Origin of the sequence: Pseudomonas sp. Irchel s3b2 (genome assembly GCF_900187445.1) — a bacterium.
Classification (GTDB): Bacteria; Pseudomonadota; Gammaproteobacteria; order Pseudomonadales; family Pseudomonadaceae; genus Aquipseudomonas.
Genome location: NZ_FYEB01000001.1, coordinates 828004 through 840694 on the forward strand (window position 1 = coordinate 828004; position 12691 = coordinate 840694).

8 protein-coding genes are annotated in these 12691 nt (G+C 59.3%); all 8 read left to right on the forward strand.

The genetic code is table 11. From position 1 onward, the window contains the following. Positions 1-38: 38 nt before the first annotated feature. The 8 genes from CKW20_RS03865 to CKW20_RS03905 all read left to right on the forward strand — a co-directional run bounded on the left by CKW20_RS03865 (position 39) and on the right by CKW20_RS03905 (position 12684). Complete coding sequence (locus CKW20_RS03865) at positions 39-3599, forward strand: glycosyltransferase (RefSeq protein WP_095051733.1); 3561 nt, start codon at positions 39-41, stop codon at positions 3597-3599. Between the two features lie 1016 nt (positions 3600-4615). Continuing rightward, positions 4616-5389, forward strand: coding sequence for a glucose-1-phosphate cytidylyltransferase (gene rfbF, locus CKW20_RS03875; RefSeq protein ID WP_095051734.1), 774 nt, complete (start codon positions 4616-4618; stop codon positions 5387-5389). Further along, positions 5371-6453 carry a CDP-glucose 4,6-dehydratase gene (rfbG, locus tag CKW20_RS03880; protein ID WP_095051735.1) on the forward strand — a complete coding sequence of 361 codons (1083 nt, stop codon included), beginning with the start codon at positions 5371-5373 and terminating at the stop codon, positions 6451-6453. Before rfbF ends, rfbG begins: the two co-directional genes overlap by 19 nt. Next, the gene (gene rfbC / locus CKW20_RS03885; protein ID WP_095051736.1) at positions 6450-7010 is read left to right on the forward strand and encodes a dTDP-4-dehydrorhamnose 3,5-epimerase; all 561 of its coding nucleotides are present in this window, start codon (positions 6450-6452) and stop codon (positions 7008-7010) included. The genes rfbG and rfbC overlap by 4 nt, the downstream gene beginning before the upstream one ends. Before the next feature lie 11 nt (positions 7011-7021). Then, positions 7022-7879 carry an NAD(P)-dependent oxidoreductase gene (locus tag CKW20_RS03890; RefSeq protein WP_095051737.1) on the forward strand — a complete coding sequence of 286 codons (858 nt, stop codon included), beginning with the start codon at positions 7022-7024 and terminating at the stop codon, positions 7877-7879. Further along, positions 7869-8939 (forward strand): class I SAM-dependent methyltransferase, encoded by a 1071-nt coding sequence (locus CKW20_RS03895; protein WP_095051738.1) that lies wholly within the window; start codon positions 7869-7871, stop codon positions 8937-8939. Before CKW20_RS03890 ends, CKW20_RS03895 begins: the two co-directional genes overlap by 11 nt. 16 nt (positions 8940-8955) lie before the next feature. Further along, a complete protein-coding gene (locus tag CKW20_RS03900) occupies positions 8956-9693 on the forward strand; it encodes a cephalosporin hydroxylase family protein (protein ID WP_095051739.1) in 738 nt (245 codons plus the stop codon). 51 nt (positions 9694-9744) lie between these two features. Next, positions 9745-12684, forward strand: a complete 2940-nt coding sequence (locus CKW20_RS03905) for a TIGR00180 family glycosyltransferase (RefSeq protein ID WP_095051740.1) — start codon at positions 9745-9747, stop codon at positions 12682-12684. The last annotated feature ends 7 nt before the right edge of the window (positions 12685-12691 follow it).

A 12691-nucleotide genomic window follows, 5' to 3' on the forward strand; every position in this document is an offset into this window, starting at 1 on the left:
TGAAAGGGTAGAGGCCCGCCGCTCGAGAGTTTCCTGCCGTGAATCAACGCCCCCTCGTCAGCATCGTTATCCCTGCCTTCAGCCCGCGCTTTTTCAGTCAGGCATTGGAAAGTGCGCTCACCCAGACCTACGAGCATGTCGAAATCGTCATCTGTGACGATTCGCCCGATGATGAAATCCGCACTATCGTGGAGAGTTTCGTCGAGCCGGCTCACCCGGTTCGCTACGTGCGTAACTCGCAGCGGTTGGGGTTGCAGAAGAACGTATTGCGTTGCGTCGAAGAAGCCCGGGGCGAGTTCATCAAAGTGCTGTGCGATGACGATCGTCTGTTTGCGCCCAGCGTTGCCTTGCAGGCCCAGGTGTTGATCGATCACCCCGACGTCAATCTGGTGTTTGCCCTGCGCATGCTCAGCGATGCCGGCAATTTTCTGCTGCCGTCGCGGGTGGACAACTGCCGATTTTGTCCGACCGATGCGTTGCTCAAGGGCGACGATATGCTGGCGATTTTCGAGGGCACGCCAAAGAATTTCCTTGGCAATTTCAGCGCTACCCTGATGCGTCGCGCTGATGTGCTGGAGCTGTTACCGACCTTGATCCAGGAAGGCTCGGGGTTCGTCGCCATGCTCGATTTCGCCTTGTTCGTATGCCTGATGCGCCGCGGTAACCTGGTGTCGCTCAACACTGTGCTGAGCACCGAGCGTTTGTATACAGAGCGATTGAGCCGGACCCCGGAGATGCTCAAGGCTGCCAAAATCGAGTGGAGCTGGCTGGCGCAGATGCTCGCGGTACGCAGTGGCGAATCGGCGCCGGCATCAGGCTGGGTTCGCTGTATCGACCTGGCCAAAGTCACTGATCAACCCCACGCCTGGGAAGAGTTGTGTGTGGCGCGCATCCTCGGCAACCGCAGCACGGTGGTCAACGGTCGAGTAGGTGGGAAGAGCGAGAGTTACGCCGACTTCTATCGCGAGTGGCTGGCGATCCGCAGGTTCTCGCAAGTCGAACAGCGGCTCATGCCACAGCGCATCGACAGCTGGGCGTTCCGCCCGCAGATCGTGCCGATCGTCATCGACAGCGGTGCCGACGGCGCAGCGCTGAAAACTACATTGCACAGCATCAGTGCTCAGCTGTATGCGCCTCAGGCAGTGGTGGTGTTGTCCGATGCGCACTGTGATGCCGATGATCGTATCGTTCAGTTGCCGTTCCAGTCGAACTGGGCGCAACAGCTCAATGCCGTGGTCCCGCAACTGGAAGGTGCTCACTGGTTTTACCTGTTGCGGGCCGGCGACACCTTGCGTGAGTCGGCGCTGCTGATTCTGGCGGAGCGCATCGCCGGGTCGCCGGGCATTCTCTGTGCTTATAGCGATGAGGGCGCTTTGATCGACGGCGAGTCGATCGACCCGGTGTTCAAGCCCGATTTCAACCTTGATCTGATGCGTGCCTACCCCTACGTCGGCCGAGCCCTGGCCTTCGAACGTCAGCGCTTCATGACGCTGGGCGGGTTTGACCCGATTCACGGCGAGCTGGCCCCCCATGACCTGATGTGGCGTCTGGTGGAAGAGGTCGGTCCGCAGACCATCGAGCACATCGCCGAGATTCAGGTGGAGTCGAACCTGACCTTTTCCGATTGGCTGTCATTACCTGACGTCATCGAAAACAACGCTGGCATGGTCGGTGCGCACCTGAACCGTATCGGCGTGGCGCACGCTGTCCGTCACGAAGAATTGCCACTGATCAATCGCATCGATTACCGGCATGAGGCGCGTCCGCTGGTGTCGATCATCATCCAGACCGGCGATTCGCTGTACGCCTTGCAACGTTGTACCGAAGGTTTGATCGAGCGCACGGCTTACACCCAGTACGAAATCCTGATCGTCGACAGCGGCACTGACGACCCGGCGATGCTCGAGTGGTTGGCTGCCATGGCGCAACTGGGTGCCGCGATGTTGCGGGTGCTGCGTTACGCCGGTGACGCCAACGACGCAGCGATCCGCAACTTCGCCGCGAGCCTGGCTTATGGCGAATACTTGCTGCTGCTCAGTCCTCAGACGGTGATCGGCGACAGCGACTGGCTGGACGAATTGCTCAATCACGCACAGCGTCCCGAAGTGGGGGTGGTCGGTGCCCGGATTCTCAGCCCGCAGGGTTCGATCGTCAGCGCCGGGTTGATTCTCGGGTTGACGGAGTCGGTCGGTTCGCCATTTGTCGGGGAGGCTGCCGACTCTCGCGGCTACATGCAGCGGTTGCACGTGACCCAGAACTGGAGCGCGGTCAGTGACCACTGCCTGATGGTTCGCAAGGAAGTGTTCGACAGTCTGGGGCAGCTCGATGAGATGACGTTTACCCAGAGGCTGGGCGATGTCGATTTGTGCCTGCGGGCGAACCAGGACGGCTATCTGGTGGTCTGGACGCCATACTCCAGTGTGGTGCTGGCCCCGGAAGGCGAGGAGTCGACACTGGTGGTGTGCGAGCGTGAACAGGGCGCCTTCTATCGCAAATGGCTGCCGAAGATCGCCAAAGACCCGGCCTACAGCCCGGCACTGAGCCTTGGGTTTTCCAGTTTCAGCCTGGAGCCAACGCTGCGCAACAACTGGAACCCGTTCTGCACCCGCGCATTGCCGTTGATTCTCGGTCTTCCAGTCAACAGCACTGCCGTCGGTCACTACCGGGTGATCGCGCCGCTGGCGGAGCTCGAAGCCGCCGGACGAGTGATCTCACGGGTGGCCCATGAGTCGCCATCGATCGTGGAGATCGAGCGTTTGTCCCCGGACACCATCGTCCTGCAGGGACGTTACAGCGAAGGCTCGGCTGGCGATATTCTGCGGATGAAAAAGTATTCCAGCGCCCTGAGGATTTTCGAACTCGACGACTATATCGTTAGCGCGCCGAAGAAGAACGCTCACGCCCGCAACAAACCGATCGACATCGAGCAGATGCTGCGCGCAGGTATCGGCCTGTGCGACCGATTGGTAGTCACCACCCAGCCGTTGGCCGATAGCTTGTCGAGCATGCACAGCGACATTCGCGTGGTACCCAACATGCTGCCACCGGAGCCGTGGGCGACGCTGACCAGTCGTCGTCGCACCTCCAGCAAACCACGCGTTGGCTGGGGTGGCGGCACCAGTCACACCGGGGACCTGGAGATCATTGCCGAGGTCGTGCGTGAGTTGGCGGACGAAGTCGAGTGGGTGTTTTTTGGCATGTGCCCGGACGCCTTGCGTCCGTATGTTCACGAGTTTCATTCCACCATCAGCTTGCAGAGTTACCCGTTCAAACTGGCGAGCCTGAACCTCGATCTGGCACTGGCTCCGCTGGAATTCCACATCTTCAACGACTGTAAAAGCAACCTGCGATTGCTGGAGTACGGTGCCTGCGGATACCCGGTGATCTGTACCGACACCGAGGCCTATCGCGGCCACTTGCCGTGCACCAGGGTCTACAGCAACAGCACGGATGAATGGCTGCAAGCGATCCGTATGCACTTGGCCGACCCGGACGCGAGTTATCGCATGGGCGATGAATTGCGTGAGGCGGTGCATCGGGATTTCATGCTGCGCGGCGACAACCTCAATCATTGGTTGTGGGGTTGGTTGTCGGACTGACCGTTACTACCTTCCAAACATCAAAAAATCGCAGACTTCGGCAGCTCCTTGTAGGTATCTACACAACTTTCCGAGTTTGATGGTGTACATATCCGTTTCTGCGGTAACGGCCGCTGGCGGTTTCGCTTTTACAGCGAGTCACTTTCGAAAAGCGCGAAAGTAACCAAAGCGCTTCTGCCCCTGTCGTTCGGTGCCTCGCCCAGGCTCGGCATGCCCTCGCTCCGGTCCTGCTCCGTGGGCCCGCCGCGATCGGCCATCCATGGCCGTGCGCGGCTAACCCGGCATCCATGCCGGGTTGCCCACTGCGCAGAACCTCCACTCGGCCTCTCGAGGGCGCGGTGCATCAAGATCAACAGCTGCAGGCGAGCTAACGCTCGGCCTGTTGAGTGGTGAAAAGCGAAAGCCGTACGCCGATCCCTGTAGGAGTGGGCTTGCCCGCGAAGCTGTTGATCTTGCCGTTGCCGTTGCCGTTGCCGTTGCTTTGGCTTTTGATCCTGATCTGCTTGCCCCTTTCCCAGAGGCCGAACGCAGGCGTTGCGCAGGGGGGCCCCGGAGCAATGCCTTCGTTATGGCATGCCGAGCCTGGGCGAGGCACCGAATGGCGGGGCAAGCGCCCTTGGTTACTTGGGGCTTTTCCAAGTGACTCGCTGTAAAAGCGAAACCGCCAGCGGCCGTGACCGCAGAAACGGATATGTACTCCAAAAACACCAAGGCACGGCAGTAAATCTCTATAGCCCAAGAGATGTGTAGATACCTATGCAGCGATAACAGCCTCATGTCATGCAGCGCCGATGAAAACGCCTTCGCCGGCAAGCCGGGCTCCTACGAGGTCGGTGTCGCGCGATTTTTTGTCCTGCGCAATTGGCTCACTTCCTGCAAGCCCTCCCTATATCGCCATAAAACCTTCACCCCGATGGGCGTGAGTGGCCCAGTGGCTGCGGGTAAATGATGTGCATCTGACGGTTCGCCGACCCTTGAGGGGGCTGCCCCGCCGTGCAAAGAGCAAGAGGACAGTGATGAAGGCAGTAATTCTGGCGGGTGGCCTGGGCACGCGCATCAGCGAAGAGTCGCACCTCAAGCCCAAGCCGATGATCGAGATCGGTGGCAAGCCAATTCTTTGGCACATCATGAAACAGTACTCCGCCCACGGGATTCATGACTTCGTGATCTGCCTTGGCTACAAGGGCTATGCGATCAAGGACTTCTTCGCCAACTATTTCCTGCACACCTCTGACGTCACCTTCGACATGCGCAATAACCGCATGGATGTTCACCAGAACTACAGCGAGCCGTGGAGCGTCACCCTCATCGACACCGGCGAGGAAACCATGACCGGTGGCCGTCTGTTGCGGGCGGCGCCCTATCTGAAAGACGAAAAAGCCTTTTGCTTCACCTATGGCGATGGCGTCTCCGACGTCGACATCAGTGCGCTGCTTGATTTCCATGAGGCCCACGGCAAGTTGGCCACCGTCACCGCCGTGCAACCGCCAGGTCGTTATGGCGCCCTGCAACGCATTGGTGACCAGGTAATGGGGTTCACGGAAAAGCCACGTGGCGATGGCGGCTGGATCAATGGTGGTTTTTTTGTTCTATCACCGCAGGTACTGCCCTACATCGCGGGTGATACGACCAGTTGGGAGGCGGAGCCGCTGATGCGTCTGGCCGCAATTGAGCAATTGCGTGCCTTCGAGCACTCGGGCTTCTGGCAGCCGATGGATACCCTGCGCGACAAAAACCACCTCGAAGCACTGTGGCAGAGTGGGGAGGCCCCATGGAAGCAATGGGACTGAGTCCGGAGTTCTGGCGCGGCAAGCGCGTTCTGTTGACCGGCCACACCGGTTTCAAGGGCAGCTGGTTGACGTTGTGGCTGCAAAGTCTCGGTGCCGAGGTCAGCGGGTTTTCCCTTGATCCGTCCACCGAGCCCAGCCTGTTCGAACTGGCGCGGGTGGCCGAAGGCATCAACGATCAGCGCGGTGACCTGCGTGATCTGGGCGCCTTGCTGGAACTGATCGCCGAAACCCAACCGGAAATCGTCCTGCACCTGGCGGCCCAACCGCTGGTGCGCGAAGGCTATCGCGACCCGCTGGGGACTTACTCCAGCAACGTCATGGGCACCCTCAATCTGCTTGAAGCGATCCGCCAGGTCGGTGGCGTGCGTGCCTGCGTGCTGGTGACCACCGACAAGGTTTACGCCAACAAGGAATGGCTGTGGCCCTACCGCGAGGACGAAGCGCTCGGTGGTCACGATCCGTACAGCAGCAGCAAGGCTTGCTGCGAGTTGCTGGCCCAATCTTATGCCGCGTCGTTTTTCCCCGCCGAAAAGTATGCCGAGCACGGCCTGGCATTGGCCACTGCCCGAGCCGGCAATGTGCTGGGCGGTGGCGACTTCGCGCCTGAACGGCTGATTCCCGATGTACTCAAGGCCTGGTCGGCGGATGAGCCGGTGACCTTGCGCTACCCGCAAGCCGTGCGCCCCTGGCAACACGCCCTGGAGCCGCTGGCCGGTTACCTGCAACTCGCCGCAGGCCTCTATGAAAAAGGTCCGGAGTTTGCCGGTGCATGGAATTTTGGTCCGAGCGAAGCGGACATGTGCAGCGTCGGCGAAGTGGTGGAATTGCTCGCCAACCGCTGGCCGCAAGCGCGTGGATTGCGCATCGAACCGAGTGATTTGCACGAAGCCGGCCTGTTGCGCCTGGATAGCAGTCGCGCGCGTCAACTGTTGGCCTGGCAACCGCGCTGGTCGTTGCAGCAGTGTCTGACCCAGACCCTCGATTGGCACCTGGCGTGGCAGAACGGTGACGACATGCGCACGATGACCTTGAATCAATTGAATCTCTACAGGGAACGGTCATGACTGATTTCACGCTCCAGGCCCTGGAGCTGGAGGGGTTGTATCTGATCCGGCAAAAAGTGTTCTGCGATGATCGAGGTCGGTTTGCCCGGCTGTTTTGCCAGACCCGTCTGACGTCGCAGGGCCGCCCGTTTGCCATCCGTCAGATCAACCATTCGCGTACGGTCGAAAAGGGCAGTGTGCGTGGCCTGCATTATCAGAAAGCCGGCTATGCAGAGTCCAAGCTGATTACCTGCGTACGTGGTGCGGTATGGGATGTGGTGGTCGATCTACGGCCGCAGTCCCCTACCTATTTGCAGTGGCACGCCGAAGAGCTGCGGGCTGACGATGGGTGCAGTTTGCTGATCCCGGCGGGTTTTGCTCATGGGTTTCAATCCCTGTCCGACGACTCGGAAGTGCTCTATCTGACGGATGCGGACTACGCTCCGAATCATGAAGCGGGTCTGTCGGTCATGGACCCTGCGTTGTCGATACCCTGGCCGTTACCCGTCAAGAACTTGTCGGCCAAAGATGCATGCCATCCTCTGCTGGACAAAGACTTCAGCGGAGTCGAGCTGTGACAGGGCACGCCATGACAGTGCTGGTCACTGGCGCCACCGGTTTTGTCGGCCGGCATCTGATCAGCGCCTTGCTCGCCAAAGGCTTCAAGGTTCGTGCGGTTTCTCGAAATATCGAAGCCGCGCACGCCATGCCGTGGTTCGATGAAGTGGAGTTTGTCGCCGCTGATATCCACGCACCGGATCTGGACGTGGAAAACCTGGCCGATGGCATGGATGCCATTGCGCATCTGGCATGGACCGGCCTGCCGAACTACCAGGCGCTGTTCCATTTCGAGCGGAACCTGCCACTGGATTATGCCTTTCTCAAGCGGGTGATCGAGGCGGGTGTCAGCCAGGTGCTAGTCACTGGAACCTGTTTTGAGTATGGGCTGCAAAGTGGCCCGTTAAGTGAGACGGTGGTCGCACAGCCCTGCACCCCTTATGGCTTGGCCAAGCACACGTTGCGCCTGTTCCTCGAAGCCTTGCAGCGTGAGCGTGCGTTCACATTGCAGTGGGCACGGCTGTTCTATCTGTATGGCGAGGGACAGAACCCCAACAGCCTGTTAGCCAGTCTCGACCGGGCCATCGACGCCGGCGATACGCAGTTCAATATGTCGACGGGCGACCAGTTGCGCGACTACCTGGAAATCAGGCAGGCCGCTTCCCGGATCGCATCACTCATTGCCCGGCGCGATGTCGATGGTGTGATCAACTGTTGCAGCGGCCAACCGGTGTCCGTGCGGGCGCTGGTTGAGCAGCGTGTGCGCCAGCGTCAATCCTCCATCATCCTGAATCTTGGGCACTACGGTTACTCCGCCCATGAGCCTATGGCGTTTTGGGGCGTTGCCCGGCGGATTTCGCAACTGACGGGAGAAGAGCATGCAGCATGAACTCTATCGAGCGATCGGGCTGCCGGTTCTGCAGAACCGCACTTTCGCCAATGCCGAACAAGCGCAAGCTTCGGGCCACGCGGATATTGTGCTGGTGCAGGACAGTCAGAGCGGGCTGATCTTCAACCAGGCATTTGACGCCAGTAAACTCAGCTACGACGTCGACTATCAAAGCGAACAGGCCCATTCGGTGCAATTTCAGCAGCACTTGAATGATGTCGAAGCGATCCTGGCGCATCATTTCAAGGGTAAAAGCCTGATAGAAGTCGGCTGTGGCAAAGGCTACTTCCTGGAGATGCTTCGGGGACTCGGCTATGCCATCACCGGGATCGACCCTTCCTATGAAGGGGACAATACCGAAGTGATCAAGGCCTCCTTCACCCGGGAACTGGGGCTGGCCGCCGAAGCGATCGTCCTGCGGCATGTGCTGGAACATATCAGCGATCCGGTCAGTTTCCTGGCTGAAATTGCCAGTGCGAACCATGGCGGGCAGATTTACATCGAAGTGCCGTGCTTCGACTGGATTGTCGAGCACAACGCCTGGTTCGATGTTTTCTACGAACATGTGAATTACTTCCGCCTTGCGGATCTGCGCGCAATGTTCGGAACGGTGCACGAGGCGGGGCACCTTTTCGGTGGTCAGTACCTTTACATCGTTGCGGATCTGTCGACGTTGCGCCGTACGCCGGCCGAGGCACCGTCGTTGCTGACACTGTCGGAACATTTCACCGCCAGCCTGGACCGCGCGGCGCAGATTATTCAGACGGCACCCGAGCAAGGTTCAGCGATCTGGGGCGCTTCGTCCAAAGGCGTGATTTATTCGCTGTTCCTGCAACGAGCCGGGGTGGCGGTGGATCGTGTGGTGGATATCAATCCGGCCAAACAGGGCCGTTATCTACCCCTGAGCGGTGTGCGGGTGTCCTCTGCGCAAGAGGCCATGGACGCCTTGCCCGACGGCGCCAATCTGTTTGTGATGAATTCCAACTACCTCGAAGAAATCAAGCGGATGACCGGTGGGCGCTACGTCTATCACGCCGTCGACAGTGCTTCGTTCCAATGACTTTTGAGATTCTAAAATGACCGACAACAGCATCAATAAAGCCTTCGAAGCCGAATGCCAGGAACAAATCGCCCAGCAGGGTGACAACCAGAAGCTCACCGGTCTGGCCCGGGATTTCTTCAACGAATCGGCCAAACACAAATACAGCTACCACTTTTCGTGGATGGGCCGTCCGATCATCCAGTTGCCCCAAGACATGATGGCGATGCAGGAAATCATCTGGCAGGTCAAACCGGATCTGGTGATCGAATGCGGCATCGCCCACGGCGGCTCGATCATTTACTACGCCTCACTGCTGGAGCTGCAAGGCCACGGTGAAGTGCTGGGCATCGACCTCGACATTCGTGCGCACAACCGCGCAGCCATCGAAAGTCACCCGATGATCAAGCGCATTTCGATGATCGAAGGTTCGAGCATCGATCCGGCGATTGCCGCGCAAGTGCGTGCCATTGCCGAAGGCAAGAAAGTCATTCTGGTGCTGGATTCCAACCACACCCACGATCACGTGCTCGAAGAACTGCGCCTCTACGCACCACTGGTTTCGGTGGACAGCTACTGCGTGGTCATGGACACCGTGGTCGAAGACATGCCGGCCGATTTTTTCCCGGATCGTCCATGGGGCCCGGGCGACAACCCGAAGACCGCGGTGTGGAAGTATCTGGAAGAAAACAAGAACTTCGAAATCGATCAGCAACTGCAAAACAAGCTGCTGATCACCGTAGCGCCGGATGGTTACCTGCGTCGCGTTCGTTAATCAAAAGTGGTTTCAGGTTCTTGGCGATTGGCCGATTGTGGGGATAGGAAGATGCAGGTTCAAAACAGTGCTCAAAACAACGTTGCGCCGCTGAAAGAGCGGTTCACGGTTGTGGTGATTTCCCACAACCGGAACGCGTTCCTGCGGCGCACCTTGCAGTACTACAGCAGCTATCCCTGCACGGTTCTGGTTTTGGACTCGTCCGCGCAGGGCGATGAACACATGGCCCGGGATTTCCCGTCGGTCGACTATCGCCACTTGCCGCAGTACACCTACAAGGGGCTCCAGGAAAAACTCACTTACGGCGTCAATCAGGTCACCACGCCGTACATGGTGTTTGCCGCCGATGACGACTTCCTGTTGCATCGCGCACTGACCGAGTCGGTGGAGTTTCTTGAAGCCAACCCTGACTACGGCCTGTGTCATGGCTACGGGATGATGTATCTCGCCCGTGCCACCGAAGTGAACTACTACCGCCGCGACCAAAGGGTGCAAGAGGATTACAACTCGCAGCTGCCTGAAGGTCGGGTCATGGAATACATGGGCCAGTTCCTGCCGCCGTTCTATGCGGTGACCCGCACCGACCTGCTGCAGCATTGGTACAGCCTGTTGCCAGCCGGTACCAGTTTCGAGTGGCAGGAAATCGGCCATACGTTCTACCTGCTGGCGTGTGCCAAGGCGCGGATCCTGCCGATTCCCTACGCCGTGCGTGAGGCGAACTATGGCGGTTCGGACCACAACACCAACGTCTTGACCGTGTTGACGCACAAGGATGCGAAAACCGTCGCCGACCGTGAGCAGTTTGCGCAATTCCTGGCCTCGATTCCGACGCAGTTCAGCGACAGTGACAGCTCCCTGGCGCAGATCAAACAGATTGCGCTGGACAGTTTTACCGCCATGGCCGACTGCCTGCTCGAAGGTCGCTCGCTCAAAGCCACCCTGATTTTCCGTTCGGCCTGGGTCGAGGCGGGGCGCGAGCCGGCTCGCTCGTTCGGCCCCCAGCAGTTCGTCGAAATGCCGTTCTACAACAAACCGATGTTCGACCTGCTGACCGAATTCGAGTTTCTGTTGCACGCCATGCCGGCCGGCCGTCTGCAATTGCAGGAACTCGAAGGCATCCTGCTCAAGCAGCACGAGCTGATGCGAGTTCAGCCTAACGACACCGAGCGCACCCTCCGCGCCCGTTTGTGGGAGGCATTGAGTCTTAACCGGTTCAACCGGTCGGTGGTCAAGCGTCTGGTTGAATCGCTCGAAGGCACCGAGGAACAGGACGAGAAGCTCAAGCTTCAAGCGTGGGCCGAGCGTCTGGATTCGGTACCGGGACAAAATGACCGCACATTGCTTCAGAACATGCCGTCCGGGCGTTTGCTCGATTGGGTCGAGGCGCGCAATCCCGATACCGCTCAACTCTCAGCGATCTCCCAACATCTGGCCGGGCACAATGGCGGCCCGCAGTTCGGCATTCTGCTGCTGGACCTGGATGCGGACATGTTCAAGTTGCAGGCGACCTTCGACAGCCTGGTCAACGGCCACTGCAAGGCCTTCAAAGTGGTGGTGTTCACCACGGGCGACTTACCGACGACCACGTCCGTGCGCGACACCGTGCACTTCGTCAAGGTCACCACCGCCAACTACGTGGATCGCATCAATCAAATCGTCGCCCAGTCCACGGCCGACTGGCAGCTGTTGGCCGAGGCCGGTGACCAGTTCACCCCAAGCGGTTTGCTGCGCGCCAGCCTTGAGCTGATCGGCGCCGAGGGTGTGCGTGCGGTGGCGATGGACGAAATTCAGCGTCAGGCCAGCGGTGCTCTGGTGGATGTATTCCGTCCCGGGGTCAACCTTGATCTGCTGCAAACGGTGCCGTCGCTAATGGCGCGTCACTGGCTGATCCAGCGCGATGTATTGGCTCAGGCCAAAGGTTTCTCGACCGAGTACAGCCAGGCTCTGGAGTTCGACCTGTTGCTGCGTCTGATCGAAGATGGCGGCCTCGCTGGCCTGGCGCACCTGGCCGAACCCTTGTTGATCTGCAACGCGCCAGCTGCTGAAGAAAATGCTCAGGAACGTCAAGTCTTGACCCGTCACTTGGCTAATCGTGGGTATCGCGGTCAGGTCAGTTCGACGCTGCCGCAGACCTGGCAGATTGACTATCAGCATGCTCAGCGACCGATGGTGTCGATCATCCTCCAGAGTCAGGACAACCTGGAACACTTGCAAGGTGCATTGGTCAGCGTATTGCAACGCACCCGCTATCAGCGCCACGAAGTGCTGATTGTCGACAACCACAGCCAATCGCCAGAACTGGCCGAATGGCTGAGCAGTCTGGAAGGCAAAGGCGAGCGCATTCGTGTGCTGCGCACCGGCCAGCGCCTGAGCGATTCAGCGTTGTACAACGTTGCAAGCGCGCAGGCCAAGGGCGAGTATCTGGTGCTGCTGTCGGCCGAAGCCCAGGTGTTCAATGCCAATTGGCTCGACGCCATGCTCAATCAGGCTCAGCGTCCGGAGGTCGGCATCGTGGGTGCCAAATTGGTGGACATTCAAGGCGTCACCACCCAGGCCGGGTTGGTCCTCGGTTTGAATGGCGATATCGGCTCGGTCTTTGTCGACGAGCGCAAGGACGCCAAGGGCTACCTGAATGGCCATCAAGTGGAACAGAACTACTCGGCGGTGTCCGGTGCGTGCCTGATGATTCGCAAGGATTTGTATGAAGCGGTCGGCGGCCTGGACGAAGAGCATTTTGACGAGGCCTTCGCTGATGTCGACCTGTGCCTGAAAGTCGCCGACGCCGGTTACCTCGTTGTCTGGACGCCACAAGCGCAATTGCTGCACCCAGGCGTACTGCCTGAAGCAACTCAGGCTCGTGCCGCCCTGCGTGACAAATGGCAGGCCCGCTTCGAACAGGACCCGGCCTATAACCAGAACCTGGCCTTGACCGGCAAGGGCTTTACTCTCAGCGAACCGACCCGTGTGAACTGGGCGCAGTTGCTCGCATAAGCCTGGC

Excerpts from the sequence above, each read along its gene's own strand:
- CKW20_RS03900 (WP_095051739.1), top strand. The coding sequence starts at position 8,956 with ATGACCGACAACAGCATCAATAAAGCCTTCGAAGCCGAATGCCAGGAA.
- rfbG (WP_095051735.1), top strand. The coding sequence starts at position 5,371 with ATGGAAGCAATGGGACTGAGTCCGGAGTTCTGGCGCGGCAAGCGCGTT.
- CKW20_RS03890 (WP_095051737.1), top strand. The coding sequence starts at position 7,022 with ATGACAGTGCTGGTCACTGGCGCCACCGGTTTTGTCGGCCGGCATCTG.
- rfbF (WP_095051734.1), top strand. The coding sequence starts at position 4,616 with ATGAAGGCAGTAATTCTGGCGGGTGGCCTGGGCACGCGCATCAGCGAA.
- rfbC (WP_095051736.1), top strand. The coding sequence starts at position 6,450 with ATGACTGATTTCACGCTCCAGGCCCTGGAGCTGGAGGGGTTGTATCTG.
- CKW20_RS03895 (WP_095051738.1), top strand. The coding sequence starts at position 7,869 with ATGCAGCATGAACTCTATCGAGCGATCGGGCTGCCGGTTCTGCAGAAC.
- CKW20_RS03905 (WP_095051740.1), top strand. The coding sequence starts at position 9,745 with ATGCAGGTTCAAAACAGTGCTCAAAACAACGTTGCGCCGCTGAAAGAG.